15 protein-coding genes are annotated in these 17,293 nt (G+C 41.6%); 9 read left to right on the top strand and 6 right to left on the bottom strand.

Annotation, left to right across the window (positions count from 1 at the left end; translation table 11 throughout):
- Positions 1-3: 3 nt before the first annotated feature.
- The 3 genes from FTU46_RS02155 (at position 4) to FTU46_RS02145 (ending at position 4,831) form a co-directional block, all read left to right on the top strand.
- Positions 4-2,169: a malate synthase G gene (locus FTU46_RS02155; RefSeq protein WP_034702314.1), complete on the top strand. Its 2,166-nt coding sequence runs from the start codon at positions 4-6 to the stop codon at positions 2,167-2,169.
- A gap of 464 nt (positions 2,170-2,633) precedes the next feature.
- Positions 2,634-4,076 carry an aldehyde dehydrogenase family protein gene (locus tag FTU46_RS02150; RefSeq protein WP_180053400.1) on the top strand — a complete coding sequence of 481 codons (1,443 nt, stop codon included), beginning with the start codon at positions 2,634-2,636 and terminating at the stop codon, positions 4,074-4,076.
- Positions 4,077-4,168: 92 nt separating this feature from the next.
- Entirely contained in the window at positions 4,169-4,831 is a 663-nt protein-coding gene (locus FTU46_RS02145) for an SOS response-associated peptidase family protein (protein WP_004783965.1), read from the top strand.
- Between the two features lie 82 nt (positions 4,832-4,913).
- On the opposite strand, the gene FTU46_RS02140 is transcribed toward FTU46_RS02145, so the two are convergent.
- Positions 4,914-5,378: a MarR family winged helix-turn-helix transcriptional regulator gene (locus FTU46_RS02140; protein WP_004783963.1), complete on the bottom strand. Its 465-nt coding sequence runs from the start codon at positions 5,376-5,378 to the stop codon at positions 4,914-4,916.
- Positions 5,379-6,340: 962 nt separating this feature from the next.
- Here FTU46_RS02140 and FTU46_RS02135 point away from each other — a divergent pair.
- Entirely contained in the window at positions 6,341-7,864 is a 1,524-nt protein-coding gene (locus FTU46_RS02135) for a TerC family protein (protein ID WP_179992446.1), read from the top strand.
- Between the two features lie 476 nt (positions 7,865-8,340).
- On the opposite strand, the gene thiM is transcribed toward FTU46_RS02135, so the two are convergent.
- From thiM to FTU46_RS02120, 3 genes are all read right to left on the bottom strand, one after another.
- Entirely contained in the window at positions 8,341-9,174 is an 834-nt protein-coding gene (thiM, locus tag FTU46_RS02130) for a hydroxyethylthiazole kinase (protein WP_180104246.1), read from the bottom strand.
- 39 nt (positions 9,175-9,213) lie between these two features.
- Positions 9,214-10,374 (bottom strand): hypothetical protein, encoded by a 1,161-nt coding sequence (locus tag FTU46_RS02125; protein WP_180053403.1) that lies wholly within the window; start codon positions 10,372-10,374, stop codon positions 9,214-9,216.
- A 168-nt stretch (positions 10,375-10,542) separates the two neighbouring features.
- Complete coding sequence (locus tag FTU46_RS02120; protein WP_004783954.1) at positions 10,543-10,800, bottom strand: hypothetical protein; 258 nt, start codon at positions 10,798-10,800, stop codon at positions 10,543-10,545.
- Positions 10,801-11,482: 682 nt separating this feature from the next.
- Between FTU46_RS02120 and pepN the strand changes: the two genes are divergently transcribed.
- Positions 11,483-14,092 (top strand): aminopeptidase N, encoded by a 2,610-nt coding sequence (pepN, locus tag FTU46_RS02115; protein WP_180104245.1) that lies wholly within the window; start codon positions 11,483-11,485, stop codon positions 14,090-14,092.
- A gap of 209 nt (positions 14,093-14,301) precedes the next feature.
- Complete coding sequence (locus FTU46_RS02110; protein WP_004783945.1) at positions 14,302-14,511, top strand: hypothetical protein; 210 nt, start codon at positions 14,302-14,304, stop codon at positions 14,509-14,511.
- A 41-nt stretch (positions 14,512-14,552) separates the two neighbouring features.
- Here FTU46_RS02110 and FTU46_RS02105 read toward each other — a convergent pair whose 3' ends face one another.
- Complete coding sequence (locus FTU46_RS02105; protein WP_104425970.1) at positions 14,553-14,999, bottom strand: universal stress protein; 447 nt, start codon at positions 14,997-14,999, stop codon at positions 14,553-14,555.
- A gap of 125 nt (positions 15,000-15,124) precedes the next feature.
- Positions 15,125-15,568 carry a universal stress protein gene (locus FTU46_RS02100; RefSeq protein ID WP_125279008.1) on the bottom strand — a complete coding sequence of 148 codons (444 nt, stop codon included), beginning with the start codon at positions 15,566-15,568 and terminating at the stop codon, positions 15,125-15,127.
- A gap of 53 nt (positions 15,569-15,621) precedes the next feature.
- On the opposite strand from FTU46_RS02100, the gene FTU46_RS02095 reads away from it, so the two are divergent.
- The 3 genes from FTU46_RS02095 (at position 15,622) to FTU46_RS02085 (ending at position 17,258) form a co-directional block, all read left to right on the top strand.
- On the top strand, positions 15,622-15,765 hold the full coding sequence (locus FTU46_RS02095) for a hypothetical protein (protein ID WP_166135019.1): 144 nt from the start codon (positions 15,622-15,624) through the stop codon (positions 15,763-15,765).
- A 78-nt stretch (positions 15,766-15,843) separates the two neighbouring features.
- Positions 15,844-16,848, top strand: coding sequence for an alpha/beta hydrolase (locus FTU46_RS02090; protein ID WP_180104244.1), 1,005 nt, complete (start codon positions 15,844-15,846; stop codon positions 16,846-16,848).
- 65 nt (positions 16,849-16,913) lie between these two features.
- Positions 16,914-17,258 carry an SMR family transporter gene (locus tag FTU46_RS02085; protein WP_180104243.1) on the top strand — a complete coding sequence of 115 codons (345 nt, stop codon included), beginning with the start codon at positions 16,914-16,916 and terminating at the stop codon, positions 17,256-17,258.
- Positions 17,259-17,293: the final 35 nt, after the last annotated feature.

Below are 17,293 nucleotides of genomic sequence, written 5' to 3'. Positions count from 1 at the left end.
ACAATGACTGCACGTATTCAAAAAGGCAAGTTAGCGATTGCTAAAGAACTTTACGATTTTATCGAAAATGAAGCACTACCAGGTTCTGGTTTGGACAGCGAAACATACTGGAAGAACTTTGAACAAGTCGTTGTTGATCTTAGCCCTAAAAACAAAGCACTTTTGGCTAAGCGTGATGATATTCAAGCTAAAATTGATGAATGGCATCGCAATAACACATTTGAATTACAAGCTTACAAAGCTTTCTTGACTGAAATTGGCTACTTATTACCAGAAGTAGAAGATTTCCAGATCAGCACTGAAAATGTAGACGAAGAGATTGCACTATTGGCTGGCCCACAGCTGGTAGTTCCAGTACGTAATGCACGTTACTGCCTGAACGCAGCGAATGCACGCTGGGGTTCTTTATACGACGCTTTATACGGCTTCGACGTGATCTCTGAAGAAGATGGTGCTGAAAAAGGTAAAGGCTATAACCCGAAACGTGGTGAGAAAGTTATCGCATTCGCGAAAAACTTCTTAAATGAAACATTCCCGCTGGCACAAGGTTCACATGCTGATGCAACCAAATATGCAGTTGAAGGTAATGCACTGGTTGTAACGCTGAAAGACGGCTCTACCACAACTGTTGCGGATAGCTCTAAATTCGTTGGTTACAATGGCGAAGCTTCTGCACCGACTGAAATCGTACTGAAAAATAACGGCCTGCATGCAATCATCCAGATTGATGCAAACAGCCCAATTGGCCAAACAGATGCAGCAGGCGTAAAAGACGTTGTGCTTGAAGCAGCTGTAACGACGATTCAGGACTTGGAAGACTCTGTTGCAGCAGTTGATGCTGAAGAAAAAGTAGAAGGCTACCGTAACTGGTTAGGCCTGATGAAAGGTACGCTTGAAGAGTCTATCGAGAAAAATGGCAAGACCATTACCCGTAAACTCAATGCTGACCGTACTTTCAAAAATGTTGAAGGCGGTGAGACCAAGGTTCATGGTCGTTCATTGATGCTGCTTCGTAACGTTGGTCACTTGATGACAAACCCGGCGATCCTTGTAGATGGCGAAGAAATTTATGAAGGCATCATGGATGCATTGGTCACTCCATTGCTTTCTGTGGCTGATATCCGTGGTGAGAACACGATCAAGAACTCACGTACCGGTTCTATGTATATCGTTAAGCCAAAAATGCACGGTCCAGAAGAAGTTGCATTTGCGGTTGAACTGTTTGAACGTGCTGAACAGGCGCTTGGCTTACCTGCGAAAACCCTGAAAATCGGTATCATGGATGAAGAACGCCGTACTTCGGTTAACCTGAAAAACTGTATTGCTCAGGCGAAAGACCGTACCATCTTTATTAACACCGGTTTCATGGATCGTACAGGTGATGAAATCCATACCTTCATGGAAGCAGGTCCGTTCGTTCGTAAAGGCGAAATCAAAGGCCAAAAATGGTTCCCAGCTTACGAAAACCGTAACGTCATGGTAGGTCTACAAACAGGTCTACGTGGTAAAGCACAGATTGGTAAAGGCATGTGGCCAAAACCAGACATGCTGTTAGACATGTACAAAACCAAGACTGAACATCCTGAAGCAGGTGCAAGCTGTGCATGGGTTCCATCTCCAACAGGTGCAGTGATTCACGCGATTCACTACCACCAAATTAACGTGGCAAACCGTCAGCAAGAATTGCTTGCAACTGAAGCGTTGCCTTTAGATGATTTGTTAACTCCACCTCTTGCAACTGATACCAATTGGTCTGAAGAAGAGAAACTGAAAGAACTGGAAAATAACTGTCAAGGTATCTTGGGTTATGTCGTTCGTTGGGTTGATCTGGGTGTAGGTTGTTCTAAAGTTCCAGACATCAATGATGTGGGCTTGATGGAAGACCGTGCGACTTTACGTATTTCTTCTCAGCACGTTGCCAACTGGTTACGTCACGGGATCGTAACGCGTGAACAGGTTGAAGAAGTAATGCAACGCATGGCGAAAATTGTGGATGAGCAAAATGCGAATGATCCACTGTACAAGCCAATGGCTGCTGATTTTGACAATAGTATTGCATTCCAGGCTGCTTCTGACCTGATCTTCAAAGGTGGTGAACAGCCATCAGGTTATACAGAGCCGCTTCTACACGCAGCACGTTTAAAACTTAAAGGTTATACAGGTGACTAATCCTGTAACTTGAAAAAAGCCTCTTCGGAGGCTTTTTTTATTGCTCTTAAAAAAGATCTAAGGATAAAAATGTTCTTTTGGAAGGTAAACTAACTGACTGAACACCTAAAACAGAACAATGTCACAGAAGAAAACTTTAATAATAATTATCTGTTAAACAGTAGCTTTATATCTGCCAGTCGGTATTCCTATGAGCGTTTACAGCTCCTCATGCTGGGTAGTTGTAGAACTTTGGATCATGACATTTAAGACTCAATTTAATTCTCAATTTTTAATTTCTAAGAATCGTATTTTGGCTGATGTACTGGAAGATTTAAACTGCGATAAAAGAGAATCATGCATCAGTAAGTTCCACTTACTTATAAAGCTAAAGATAAAAGCGTAACAATTCGTCGCTGTCACTTCCATCCTGAAATGGCTCTGCTAAAGTAAAAGCAAATCAATAAATTGCAGGGAAGAACAGCATGGCATATCAACATTTGGATCAGCAGTTTATTGCGGGTCAGTGGCAACCCGGCCGTTCCCAGAAAATGATTCAGAATCTGAATCCCTACACCCAAGATACGATCTTTACTTTGCAGTCTGCCAGTACAGCAGATGTGGATGCGGCTTATGCTGCAGCTGATAAAGCCTTTCAGCAGGGTGCTATTAAATCAGTTGAGTTAAGACAGCAAATCCTGCAAAAACTACAACAGGTGATTCAGGCATGCCAGGATGAAATTATTGACTGGTTAATTCTTGAGTCTGGAAGTACCCGTTTTAAAGCTGGTCTGGAAGTTGGCGCTGCTTTATCTATTATTCAGGAAAGTCAAAAATTTCCAGAACAGATCAAGACTGAACAGTTGGAGAGCAAAGATCCACAACGTAAAAGTCTGGTACTGCGTAAACCCTTGGGTGTGATTGGCGTCATTAGCCCATGGAATTTTCCATTTCATTTATCCATGCGTTCGGTAGCAACAGCGATTGCCTGTGGAAATAGTGTGGTACTCAAGCCAGCAAGTGATACACCAGTGACAGGTGGAACCTTATTAGGCAAATTGTTTGAAGAAGCTGGTTTACCCGCAGGTGTGCTCAATGTGGTTTCAGGTGCAGGCAGTGAAATTGGTGACTATTTTGTCGAACATCCGATTCCAAAAATGATCTCATTCACGGGCTCTACTGAAGTCGGACAGAATGTAGGAAGTAAAGCCTTAGCCAGCCCTCGAATTAAACGTCTGGCGCTGGAACTGGGCGGAAATGCGCCACTGGTGATTCTGGATGATGCAGACCTTGATCTGGCAGTAGAACTGACAATCATGGGGCGCTTTATGCATCAGGGACAAATCTGTATGAGCACCAATCGGGTCATTGTCGATGCGTCTATTCATGATGCCTATGTGGAAAAACTTTTAGAGCGAGTGAAAACTGTTGCTGTGGGTGATCCAAATCTAGAAGAGACCATCATTGGGCCGATCATCAATCAGAGTCAGATCAAAAAACATCAGCAGATTATTCAAAGTGCAAAAGAGCAGGGTGCAGAGCTGGTATACGAAGGGGGGATAGAAGGTAATCTGGTCTATCCACATATCTTTACTGGGGTAGCACCTGAATCTCCACTGGCTCAGGAAGAAAGTTTTGGACCGATTCTGCCAGTACTGAAAGCTCGTGATGAAGCACATGCCTTAAAGCTGGCCAATGATACCCGTTTTGGCTTATCTAGTGCGGTTTGTACCTCGAATATTGAACGTGGTATTAGTTTTACAGAACAGCTGGATATCGGTATGACTCATATCAATGGTATTAGTGTGGCAGATCAGGCTAATGCTCCGTTTGGGGGAGAGAAAAACTCTGGGCTTGGGCGTTTTAATGGACGCTGGATTTTTGAGGAATTCACCCGTACTCACTGGCTGACTGTACCCAGTGAATAATATTAAATGATAGAAACTTATCCATAATCCATACAGGTTTAAGCTTGGCATCAAGCTATAATCAGAGCATCAAGTGATCTGTCTGATTAAGCATGTGCGCCAACTTTAAGCCTTTAACTTCGCAGCAAATACATGATCTGGGCTTACCGGAAATTCCCTTTGAATATCCGGAAGAAGTCTATCCGAATTATGCTACACCCTTGTTATTTCAATCTGATCAAGGTCTGGAATGGCGCTCGGTTAACTTTGGCTTTATTCCCAAATGGGCAGAGGATAAAACGATTGGGACAAAAACCTACAATGCTAGAAATGAAACTTTGCTGCAAAAACCAACCTTTGCAGAAGCGACAGCCAAATGCAAGTTTGGGGTGATTCCCGTCTCGGAATTTTATGAGTCAAAGTATTTTGATAATAAACCACAGCGCTGGGGCGTCAGGCGTAAAGATGGAAAAGCGACCTTTATTGCGGCACTGTATGAAATTGCTCGGGTGCAGGATGAAATCGTACGTTCGGCTAGTATGATTACGATGGATGCAATAGACCATCCCATGATGAAAGAGTTTCATGAGCCGGGGAATATTAAACGTTCAGTTATTGTGATTCCGCACGAACGTTTACATGAATGGCTGAATCTCACGCAACCGGATATTCGCAGCTTTGTACAGGGATTTCCAGTAGAGGAGTTCGAATGTTCACATGTACCAAAAGAAAGAATCAAAAAAGCCAGTCCACAGCTGAACTTTTTTGATTCCTAAAACCTAGAAAGCAATGGCGGATCGTTAATTATTATAAAAGGTGTTATTGATCTCGCCAGCTAAATTCAAAATTGAAAAATACTTAACGAGCCAAATTTTTAAAGATATGGCGTAAGCTTTCCATGGTTTTTTCAATTTGTAATGGGGTTAGCCCTTCAAATGACTGTTCCAGTACAACATTGGTCAGGTCATTAATTTTATGTGTCATTTCCATTCCTTTTTCAGTCAGCGCGACACGGGTAATACGAGCATCGTCTTCACAGGAATAGGTTTCAACCAGACCTTCATCTTTTAAGCGATAAACGATCTTGGTGGTTGTCGACATTTTAGATACGACCATTTCTGACAGGTCAGAAACGCTGGCATGTGGTTTGGCTTTAAGAGCAAGCAAGATACGGCGACGTGAATTATCGACACCATACTTTTTAAGTGCATGATCTACATTTAGGACATATTGGGCATGAACTTGAGTCACCCAGTAGTATGGAAAGTTTTCTAAATTAAAGTCTTCTGCACAAGGTAAAAATTTTGCATATTTTTTAGTCATGAAATGTTCCTTTTATTTATTTTTCTAGGGCACTGACATTTTATGTAAAAGTTTATACATGTTTCAACCTTTATTTTTAAAATGTTAACGAGATTGCATTTGTTAGATCTTCTTAACACCAAAAAAATCAGGCGATTTACATGTTGTAGCTCAATCGGGGCAAATTGTAACTGTCTTTATCCAGATGAATGGCATTGATATGACATGCAAATCTTAAGGCTCCAGATTAGGTTTAGAGTCTAAATAAGAGCTGGGTTGGCAAACCATATGGATAAATGGCCGACCTGCGCATATCTTACTTTTGGTGAGTATGCGGAAATACAATTCAAAATCGATGCTGTTTAAATGAATGCTCTGATACATTTTTTAATCTGTAGCACGATGCAGATTCGGATTTCTCAAATCTGATCGAAAGCTAGAGCAAGTACATTTAAGTTGGTTACCCATCGAATAAAACCGTTTTGGATGAGAAACTTATGCATCTTTTTGATCCCACGACTAACTATTTATAACGTGTATGAACTATTTTAATAAAAAAATCCATATTTAAAATATGTCTTTAGATAAGTGGATTTAATGGACTTAGTCGGATAGTGGATGATTCAATATTTTATGATGCATGATTAGATATGAATATTAAGAGAAACAGTAATTTATATCTCAGGCTTCTATCAGTTAGATTTAATGCGCTTAGGGTCAAAAAGAAGCCTAAATTTTCTTTAATTTGTAATGAGTTATGTAGAACATAACAGATTCAGGCCAATGATTTGAAAATTAAAAGATTTTAGAATGAGGAGAGGCAAAGCGGTGCAACAGTTTTTCATAAATTTTATTGTTCAAAAATCATAAGTTTATGCATAATAGATACATCTTAAGTCGAAAAGGTTAAATTAAATGGATCCCTCGCCGTGCGTTGATCTTCCATATTCGTTGCTTACATACTCAAATGGGATGGTGTTCTAATGGAATTTTTATTAGATCCCGGAATTTGGGTTGGTTTAATTACTCTTATTATTCTCGAAATCGTTTTAGGTATTGATAACCTAGTCTTTATTGCCATTCTGGCTGAGAAACTTCCCCCTGAACAGCGTGATAAGGCCCGTGTGATCGGTCTATCCTTAGCCTTGCTGATGCGTTTAGGTCTGTTGTTCGCGATCTCTTGGTTAGTCACCTTGACTCAACCGCTTATTCAATTATTTAACTGGACCTTCTCCGGACGGGATTTGATTCTGCTCTTTGGTGGTTTATTCCTGCTCTATAAAGCTGTTACCGAACTTCATGAAAAAATTGAAGGCAAGCCTGAAATACAGGTTACGACCAAGGTGGCATATGCAGGCTTTACAGCAGTTGTGGCTCAGATTGTCATACTGGATGCCGTATTTTCACTGGACTCGGTGATTACCGCCGTAGGTATGGTCGATAATATCTATGTCATGATGGCAGCCATGATTATCGCGATGGCCGTGATGTTATTGGCGTCTAAACCATTGACTGACTTTGTGAATCGTCATCCTACGGTCGTGATTCTGTGTTTGAGCTTCCTGCTACTGATCGGGATCAGCCTGATGGCAGAAGGTTTCGGTTTCCATATTCCGAAAGGTTACATCTATTCTGGTATTGGCGTTGCAATTGCAGTTGAAGCCTTTAACCAGTTTAGTCAGCGCAATGCTGCGAAACATGAAGCCAAGATTCCGTTGCGTCATCGCACTGCTAACAGTATTCTCCAACTGATGGGCGCTAAGCTTGAAACCACCAGTACTACTCAGCATGAAGCACAGGAAACCTTTGCGGATGAAGAACGCTATATGATTGGCGGGGTATTGACCTTGGCAGAGCGTTCTGTAGCATCGATCATGACCCCACGAAGTCAGATTTCCTGGGTCGATCTGGAGGATAGTCCGGAACAAATCCGTGAAAAAATCCTGTCTGTACCCCACAGCCTGTTTCCGGTTTGTCGGGGCAGTCTGGATAAGGTGATTACCATCGTTCGTGCCAAAGAACTGTTAGATGTACTGGATGAACCGGAAGAATTAAAAGCTTTGATCAAGCGTCATCGCCCTATCTATATCTTTGAAAGAATGAAGGTGATTGACGCGATTAATACCTTACGTACCTCAAAAGGCTCTCTGGTGCTGGTGAGCGATGAATTTGGTCATGTACAAGGTCTGATTTCACCGCTAGATGTGTTTGAGGCAATTGCCGGTGAATTCCCGGATGCCGATGAGCAGCTGGATCTGGTCAAAGTTGATGATACACACTGGATTGCATCTGGTATGCTGGATTTGTACCAATTAGAACTTGAGCTCGGTATGCTGGATCTGATTGATGAAGATGCAGGCTATATCAGTGTTGCCGGTCTGATTCTGGATAAAACCAATAGTGTGGTCGAGGTAGGCACTGAACTGAACTACCAAGGTATTCAATTCAAGGTAATGGAAATCGAAAATAACCGGATTAAGTCGGTGAGTATCCATTATCAGGGTTAATCGCCTGTCTTGATTATTTTTTGAGTCAGTTGCTTAAGGGCAACTGACTCTTTTATTGAATATTATTTATGACTTAGATATTAATGCTCACCTAAGCTTATTCTTCAGGCTAAATGGAGTATTGAATATTTCGGAAGCCAAGAATGCGTAATAGGTTTTACAGGTTTAGAAGTAATAAATCTTACTGAAGTATCAAAATCCAGACATGCTTTATTTAGAATTATTAAACAAATTTAAATAAAGTTTAAAAATAAGTGTGAATTTGACTAAGTGGTAAAATATATATTTCACGTAATTTTGAAAGATATTAGTCAAATTCGAGATACAAAAGCTCATCCAAAGCTTACACAATACTCAGCTTGAGCGCTTGAAAAATTATTTTTGCCAGATTAGGGCTGACTTTAATTATCTAAAAAATAAGTTGAATAGTGTAATAGGGTGTTCCATATATTCATTATAAAACACCCGACAGATGCTTAATCTGCCAAAATCCGAAAGTCTGCATATTGACGGATCGTTTCTATATTCAATTGATGGATCTCATCGATAAATGCAGCATTAAAATGACCTAAGGTCGGTGCTTTGGCAAAAGCCAATTGACCGGCGATTGCAAAATGAACATGAGCAGAGAGCGCTGCGATCGGAGGAGAACTTACTGCACTATACGCTGCAATCAGGGCCCCTAGGGCACATCCAGTTGCTGTGACGCGCGGCTGTAAATATGAACCGCCTAAAACCTGAATCACCGGATAATCTCTGGAAATGATGTAATCAGACTCACCTGAAATAGCAATACATTCACATTGTTCCAGTAAGGACTGCGCCTGTAGATAAACTTCCGAGCTATCGACAGTGCTATTGACGCCTTTGGACTCAATATTTTTCCCTGCCAAAGCACCAATTTCTGAAGCATTCCCCCGTAAAATTGTGGGTTGATAGGTCATGAGCTGATCCACAACACCTGAACGCCAATGCAGTACATTTCCATAACCAACAGGATCTAGTACCCATGACTTTTGAATGCTGTGTGCTGTTTTCGCAGCAATCTGCATTGCCTCGACCTGTTCAGTAGTCGGTGTTCCCAAATTTAAACTGAGTGCCCCGGCAATTTTGACAAAACCCTCTGCTTCAAAAGGATTATCAATCATGGCGGGCGAAGCATTCGCAGCCAGCAAGATATTGGCCACATAGTTGCTGGCCACCGCATTAGTCATCACATGCACCAAGGGTTGCTGCTCTTGAAGCAATGACCAGGCTTCACAGATCTGATCGAGAAAAGTATTTTGTAATTGTTGCACGGAAGTATTCATCATCCTGATCTTTCAAATATGAATAGGGCTGCTAAATGCTTAGCGGGTAAAATAATGGTCTTGATGTTTGCAGTTACGGCATAACAGGCTGACATAATCGCTAGCATCATATTCAACAGTAAGCTCTTGTGAGCCGCAATGCATACAGCGTTTTTGTGAATAAAATTTCAGGCGTGGTTCAATCTTCTGCCATGAACGCCAGATCGGCTGGAAGAAAATATTTTCATCATAACCCAGGAAACGAAAAAACAGGATGCTGCTCATTTTGCTCAAAGGCAATTGTGGTGGACGAGGCAGAATAGAGGTTTCCCATTTTTCATTCACTGAACGTTCCCGATATTGCTGTAGAGTCTTTTTCAGTAAATTGGTATTAATGAAATTTTCATTTCGTGGTTTTAAAGCTTTCTGCTGATACAGATATTCGAGGGCCGATTGCACGAGATAATAAATCTGTCCCACAGCCAAAACATCGAGCAGGCGATAGCAGAAAGCCTGAAAACTTTGATTGCCCGCAATCTGGATACCCCAGCTACGGCAATAGAACTGAGCGAATTGAATGACTTCCTGATACAGCAGACAATACAGTGCATCTTTGACTTCATCCGCACTTTTAAAAGGTACGCCTTTGCTCAGATTTTCATAGAACCAGTAACGCAATTGCTGGGTAATACTAAACAGGCTTGGCTCAGAATAGCCATCCAGACGTACATTAATATAGTACTGCTGATTCTCTTGTTGAATATCTCTAGGAACTAGAATCTGGTCTTTCAGCAGATTTTTGACCAACCCATGCTGATACAGGTAATTCGGGCTGATGGAATAATATTTAATGGCATGCCAGTCAATATATTCCTGATGCTGGCTATGTTCCTGAACCTGTTCATCCAGAATCGAGAGCAGAAACAGTTTATTAATAAAGCTGAGCTGATTGAGCTCATATTCATGCCGATCCTGTTTTTTATGAAATTTCCGGTTTTCCTGTAAACGGACTTCTTTCAGCATACGTTTACGCTGAGCCAGACACTGATCGCAATAACAGTTATGTTTCTGGTCGGTATAGAGTTGATGCTGGCAGTGGCTGCATTCATGATAAGTAATGTCCTGATCATACTGTTCTGCCTCGATCCAGTACATGGAGGCCTTACATAACGGGCACTGCGTACTTTCATCAAGCTGTTTTTGCAGAACGTTGAATACCATGATTGCGCACAACTCCAGAATAAAGAGAAACTGCGATTATACACAGCTCATCAAAGTCACGCGTCATTTGACAATATTTTTAATAAAGCAGATTTCAGAAGAAGAGAGCCTTTAAACGAACAGAGCTACCGAAGTAGCCCTGTATTCAAGAAAACTGGATCATCGTTTTTAAACGGGGCAGGGTAATGTTTCGTCTTCCTCTCCCTGATGTTTCGCTTGAATCAACGCCTGCACTTTTTTGGATGGAACCTTTTTGGCACCGAGTGCATCATAAGTATTCAGAATCGCACTGACCTCATGCGCCTGTAGCTGAACGCCTTCAGAACTCATGAACAGGGCAATAACTTTATGATCAATATTGGCCTGATCCAGAACCTGAAGTGTTTTAAGATTTTCAATCCGTACCACATGCTGTTTTAAATACATAGCTCACCTCAATTTCTTTGTTGTCGTTATTCTTGGAGTCTTTGCGCTTGGAGAAAACACACTTAAACTGTAGCAAAAACTATGCTCATTTTTTAATCAATATTTCGGAATTGCTATTAATCATAAATTATATATTTTTAAATCAAGCACATAAGAAAATGTAAAAAAATATGATATTAGCCGAAAACTTGGCATATATCTTTCTTTGAATCCTGCCATTGCTGTTGGGTGATGCAAAATGCATTCAAACTGGTGCATGTCATTTGTGCATTTAAAATGAAATTTGGAACGCAGATTAACCAGAACTTAATCTTTTAGAAGTCAGGTTTTGCAGCGCCCAGCATCTAAATTAGATATAAGGTTGTCCTGAACCCAGGCAGTAATTTTTCATATTGGAATAATACTTTGCATGTGCAGGAAACATGCATAGAGGAATCATACAGTGCAGATGAGGGCTTTTTTTATTCTATCTTTAAGTTGTTTTAGAGAGGGGGATTTTAGATATCGGGCAAATATAAGGCGATTATCGTATATTTTGATGTAGCTCAATTGAAAAGATCAGTAATTATTCCCATATACAATACAAATGAAACGCACAGACAGGTTCAAGATCAAGGCGTATGATCAATGCATTGACAATCTTTTGCCTTAGAAGCTGTGCAATAAAGGATCAGGACATTATATGAATATCGCGGCGAATCCGGTGATCGAAGCAGATCAAACCATTTATTTAAAAGACTATCAAAAACCTTCTTTTGTTGTAGATTCAATCGACCTGAATATTCAAGTCTATGACGATCATACGCTGGTCAGCAGCAAACTGGAGATGCAGCGCCAAACAGCAGGTGATCTGGTATTGCTTGGTCGTGACCTGGAACTGCAATCGATCCAGTTAAATGGTCAGCCACTAAATGCATCAGATTATATTTTGGATGCTGAGCAACTGGTGATTAGCAATGCTCCAGATCAGGCGACTATTGAAATAGTGGTCAAGATTCATCCAGAAAGCAATACCATGCTGGAAGGTCTGTATCAGGCCAGTTCAGATTTATTCGTAACTCAGAACGAACCGGAAGGTTTCCGTAAAATTACGTTCTATCCAGACCGCCCAGATGTATTATCTGTATTTACCACTCGTGTCGAAGCTGACAAAAAGTATCCGGTTCTACTGGCTAACGGTAACCTGATCGAAACCGGCGAAGTGGATGAAAACCGTCACTATGCACTTTGGCAAGATCCAACCAAAAAGCCGAGCTATTTATTTGCCTGCGTAATCGGTGATCTGGCAGTGATGAAAGACCGCTATACCACATCAGAAGGTCGTGATGTGGCACTGGAAATCTATGCTGAAGAAAAAGACATTCCAAAATGCAAAATCGCGATGGAAGCGTTGAAACATTCCATGCGTTGGGATGAAGAGCATTATGGTCTGCCATACGACCTTGATAATTATATGATCGTAGCAACCAGCGCATTTAACATGGGTGCGATGGAAAACAAAGGTCTGAATATCTTCAATACCTCATGTGTATTGGCTGATGAAGAATATACAACTGATGCTGCCATCATGCGTGTGCAATCAGTGATTGCCCATGAATATTTCCATAACTGGACGGGTAACCGGATTACTTGCCGTGACTGGTTCCAGCTGTGTCTGAAAGAAGGTTTGACCGTATTCCGTGATCAGTCTTTCTCGGAAGATCTACAATCTGCTGCGGTACAACGTATTGATGATGTGGCAGTCCTGAAAGCGCATCAGTTTCCGGAAGATTCTGGCCCTTTATCGCATCCACCGCGTCCGGATCATTTTGTAGAAATTAATAACTTCTATACGGCGACCGTGTATGAAAAAGGTGCAGAAATTAACCGTATGATGGCGACTTTGCTCGGTAAAGAAAAATTCCGTCAAGGTACAGATGAGTATTTCCGCCGTCATGATGGTCAGGCCGTAACGGTTGAAGACTGGGTGGCTGCCTTGACTGCCGGTTCAGGGGTAGATTTATCGAACTTCCTGACTTGGTATAACCAGCCAGGTACACCGAAACTGGTCGCAAAAGGTGAGTATGATGCAGATGCACAAACTTATCGTCTTAGCTTTAAGCAAAGTCTGAAAGCGCATCCGAAATATCCGAATCTGAAAGCTGTTCCGATTCCAGTGGCTTTGGCCTTGTTTGATGCGAATACCGGTGAGCAGCTGAGCCTGAACTCTGATGCCTTATTTGAAAATGGCGTCAAAGATGGGGTGTATCTGTTTGATCAGGATGAAGCGACCATCGAGTTTAGCGGTGTGACCAGCAAGCCGGTTGTTTCTTTACTGCGTAACTTTTCTGCACCCGTTGATCTGCATTTTGATTACTCTGAACAAGAACTGGCGTTCTTGTTGCAATATGAAACCAATGGTTTTAACCAGTGGCAGGCGACCCAGACTTTATTAGAACGCATTCTGCTGGATGATCAACCTTCTGAAATCTATATCGAGGCGATGCTGAATACCTTGCCTGATCTGATTCAGAAAGATCCGCTATTGGCTTCCCGTCTGTTTGATGTACCGGCTGAAGGTTACTTGGGTAGCCGGATTGATACAGACTACAATCCGGCCATGATCCAAGAAAAACGTGATGCCTTGCTGCATAAATTGGCACGTGCTTTTGGAGCAACAGCTAAAGAAATCTATCTGGGTCTGGATCCTGAACTGCAGTCAGATTTTTCTCAGGCGATGGGTGTGCGTGCACTGAAAAATATCATGCTAATGCTGATTGCACGTCAAGGTGATGAAAGTGCATTTGAACTGGCAGGGCAGCAATACCAAAACACAGGCAATATGTCTGAACGTTTGGGTGCCTTGCGTGTTCTGGTATGGAATGATGCGCCTCAAGCCAAAGCATTCCTTGATGATTTCTATAACCGCTTTAAAGATGAAGCACTGGCACTGGATCAATGGTTCATGCTGCAAGCAGCTCATCCAAAAGCGACTGCAGAAACAATTAAAGCACTCACTGAGCATGCGGATTATGACTTGAAAGTGCCAAACCGTATCCGTGCGGTGAGTGGCGGTTTGAATGCCAATCCGGTCAATACCTGGAGCTTTGGTGTGCAGCATTATATCGAGCTGGCGAAATATCTGGATCAGAAAAACCCGATTGTCGGTTCACGTCTGCTTCAGGTGCTTTCACGCTGGTATACCCTGATTGAACCACAACGCAGTGAAGTCAAAGCACAACTTGAAGCTTTAAAACCACAGGTGAAATCGAAAAATGTCTCAGAGACATTGAACAGCATGTTAAGCGTATAAGATCGTTATGTAAAAAGCCGGATCAACTGATCCGGCTTTTTATTATTGACTTATTTTAAATGGTGAATTTAAGCGCATTTAAAATACTATAATGTGAAATCAGTCACATAAAAGGTTTACAGTAAGAGGCTAGACAGGAAAGTAAAACTATACTTTTCTATTAAACATGAAGAAATCTTCAAATTGATATACTAGAGGTCTTATTCAAGATGTTAGTGAAAATCGAAGATGGTTTTTATTTAAATACTCGGCATATTATTGCGGTTCATGTCAGCAGAAATGCTGCGACTGGTCTGTTTGAAATCTCCCTTCAATATACACCGCATTCTATTCAGCAAGCTGGAGAATACAAAAAAGTATTTAATAGCCAGCTGGATGCTGAACTCTTCCTGAACGAACTGAATCAAAAAGTTCGCTAAAAAAAGCCTGCATCGCAGGCTTTTTTGTTGTCTGGGTTACGTTAAGGTCTCACAATCAATACCGGAATCTCGGACTGGGAAAGGACATTCTGTGCCACGCTGCCCAGCATCAGTTTTTGCAGACCTTTACGGCCATGTGATCCCATGATAATCAGATCGGTCGGAACTTCCTGCGCTGCCTGAAGAATTCCTTCAGAAGGTGCCATACCATGAATGATCTTGGTCGTGACTTGTGTACCATCATGCACAAAATTTGCCTTAATCTCATTTAAAAGATCCAGTGCATGTTGTTCTGCCTGCATGAAATAGTCAGTGACTGCGGGAGCAACCTTATAAAAGTCCACGCCTTTAAATGGGTCTACAGCAATAATACTGACCAATGTCACCTTACTATTAAAAGCTTTGGCCAGCTCACGGGCATGTTCAGCTGCAGCATAGGACATCGAGGATTCATCGAGTGCGACAAGAATATGTTCATAGTTTTGCATGGTGCTTCCTCATTTTTAGAATATGCAGTGAAATGATCATTTAGAAAATGGAGGTTTACTGTAGAAGGGTTCAGACAGAAACACTGCCTGAAAAAATTGCGCACCTTGAAGATGCGCAAATCAGATTATTTTTTAACGATTAACACCGGAATTTGACTGGCGCCAAGAACATCCTGTGCAAAGCTGCCCAGAATCATTTTCTGGAAGCCTTTACGGCCGTGTGAACCCATGACGATTAGATCAGCCTGGGTTTCCTCTGCAGTCTCAGCAATATGTTCGGCATTCACCAGGCCAGTCACAATGCGGGAATCTGCTTCTATACCTTCACTGCCTGCAATTGCAGTGGCTTCTTTTAGGGCATTTTTTGCATTGGCATGAGCCTGAGCAAAATACTCTTTCATAATCGTTGAACTGTAGTAGAAGTCAGCTTCAGTAAAAGGGTCTTCTGCAATCAGGCTGATCAGGGAAAGTTTACTGCCAAATGCCTTGGCAATTTTGGCTGCATGTCGAACTGCAGAAAAGGAAATATCTGAACCGTCTACTGGGACTAAAATATGTTGGTAAGCCATGATTTTTCTCCGCATGTTGTGTGTTTTTTACGCTCTGATTTATTGATAGCACAATGTACCCATGGGTGCAATTGCAAAAAGCTGAAAAATGGCAAAAAATCTTTAAATTACAGGTATTTTCACATAAATGCAGAGATTTGATGAAAGAAAAAACAGAGCAAAAAACTAGGGATTCAGGTTTTATTGATCAAAAATAACAGGATAAATGACGCTGTTTTTCTGGGGATGGTTTAAACTGCCTGGGCTTATTTTTGGGCTGATCGAGGGGGAAGGTTTTGAGGTTTTTTGCTATTCATTTATTGTTGTTCTGTTCAATTATTCTGGCAGGCTGTCAAAATACTGTACAGAACAGCCGGGTCATTGCCAGTGCTTTTAATTTGACCACAGGGATGCAGCAAAAGGTGATGGATCGCTATGCACCAGGTTCGGTCATCGTGCATCAGAATATGGTCTATGAACCGCAGCAAAAACTATCTCTGGATCTGTATCAACCACAAAATATCGAAAATATCGGCCCTCAACCAACTATTGTGTGGATTCATGGTGGTGGCTGGATTTCTGGTTCAAAAGAACATGCCCGAGGTTATTTTAAACTTCTGGCTGCGCAAGGTTATAACGTGGTATCGGTCCAATATCAGTTTGCACCTCAAGCCATTTATCCAAGCCAGTTACATCAGATTGATCAGGCCTTGGAGTTCATTACTCAACATGCAGCCGAATACCAGATTGATGCCGAAAATTTATATCTGGCCGGAGATTCTGCCGGGGCGAATATGGCCAGCCATTATGCTGCGCTTCTAACAAATCCAGACTTCGCCAAACAATCTGATTTTCAACCTTATCTGCAACCTTCCCAGCTTAAAGGTCTGATTCTGCACTGTGGTATTTATGACTTGGAGTCATTCGCCAGTACCGCACCTGATGAAATGAAGATCGTAGAGTGGGGAGTATATAGCCTGATTCAGGCTTATACAGGTGACCGTAAAAATGATACCGAGTTTCTAAAACGTATTTCTCCAATCCAGTATATTACGCCATCTTATCCGCCAGTATTCATTAGCGGGGGCAACAAGGATTTTCTGACCGACACCCAATCCTTGCCTTTTATCAAAGCTTTAAAAGCGCAGCAGGTTCCAGTAACAGAAGTTTTTTATCCCGAATCTAAAGCCTGGCTGATTCATGAATATCAGTTCTTTATGGGCAAGAAAGAAAGTCAGCAGACTTTTATCAAGACGCTGGATTTTCTGCATCAGCTTTCACCCCTCAACATACAGTTATAAATAATTTATTTCTTAAGACATAACTAAGTTTTGGTCTAGGAAAGATAAATTTGGAGAGTGAAAAAATGAATCCTGCAACTTGGGCATATTTTTTGTTGGGTTTGGCCATTATTGCCGAAGTCACTGGCTCTACATTTCTGGTGAAATCTGAAGGCTTTACCCGTTTGTGGCCTTCTTTAGCGGTGGTTGTTTTATTCTGTATCGCCTTTTATTTGCTGTCTCAGGTGATTAAGGTGATTCCTTTAGGCATTGCTTATGCGATCTGGGCCGGTGTCGGGATCATTCTCACGGCCATTGTCGGTTATATTGTATTTAAGCAGGCGTTGGATCTTTCTGCTTTTATTGGTATTGCCCTGATTATTTCCGGTGTAGTGGTCATAAATCTGTTTTCTCAAGCAGCAGGGCATTAAAAAAAATAGACATAAGTCATCTCTACTTTTATAAA

The sequence above is a fragment of the Acinetobacter sp. YH12108 genome, from assembly GCF_013419055.1.
Classification (GTDB): Bacteria; Pseudomonadota; Gammaproteobacteria; order Pseudomonadales; family Moraxellaceae; genus Acinetobacter.
This window is presented reverse-complemented; position numbering and strand designations above follow the sequence as displayed.

Coding starts and splice junctions, on each gene's coding strand:
- thiM (WP_180104246.1), bottom strand. CDS start 9,174: ATGAATACTTCCGTGCAACAATTACAAAATACTTTTCTCGATCAGATC.
- FTU46_RS02150 (WP_180053400.1), top strand. CDS start 2,634: ATGGCATATCAACATTTGGATCAGCAGTTTATTGCGGGTCAGTGGCAA.
- FTU46_RS02135 (WP_179992446.1), top strand. CDS start 6,341: ATGGAATTTTTATTAGATCCCGGAATTTGGGTTGGTTTAATTACTCTT.
- FTU46_RS02125 (WP_180053403.1), bottom strand. CDS start 10,374: ATGGTATTCAACGTTCTGCAAAAACAGCTTGATGAAAGTACGCAGTGC.
- FTU46_RS02155 (WP_034702314.1), top strand. CDS start 4: ATGACTGCACGTATTCAAAAAGGCAAGTTAGCGATTGCTAAAGAACTT.
- FTU46_RS02110 (WP_004783945.1), top strand. CDS start 14,302: ATGTTAGTGAAAATCGAAGATGGTTTTTATTTAAATACTCGGCATATT.
- FTU46_RS02120 (WP_004783954.1), bottom strand. CDS start 10,800: ATGTATTTAAAACAGCATGTGGTACGGATTGAAAATCTTAAAACACTT.
- FTU46_RS02100 (WP_125279008.1), bottom strand. CDS start 15,568: ATGGCTTACCAACATATTTTAGTCCCAGTAGACGGTTCAGATATTTCC.
- pepN (WP_180104245.1), top strand. CDS start 11,483: ATGAATATCGCGGCGAATCCGGTGATCGAAGCAGATCAAACCATTTAT.
- FTU46_RS02140 (WP_004783963.1), bottom strand. CDS start 5,378: ATGACTAAAAAATATGCAAAATTTTTACCTTGTGCAGAAGACTTTAAT.
- FTU46_RS02095 (WP_166135019.1), top strand. CDS start 15,622: ATGTACCCATGGGTGCAATTGCAAAAAGCTGAAAAATGGCAAAAAATC.
- FTU46_RS02145 (WP_004783965.1), top strand. CDS start 4,169: ATGTGCGCCAACTTTAAGCCTTTAACTTCGCAGCAAATACATGATCTG.
- FTU46_RS02105 (WP_104425970.1), bottom strand. CDS start 14,999: ATGCAAAACTATGAACATATTCTTGTCGCACTCGATGAATCCTCGATG.
- FTU46_RS02085 (WP_180104243.1), top strand. CDS start 16,914: ATGAATCCTGCAACTTGGGCATATTTTTTGTTGGGTTTGGCCATTATT.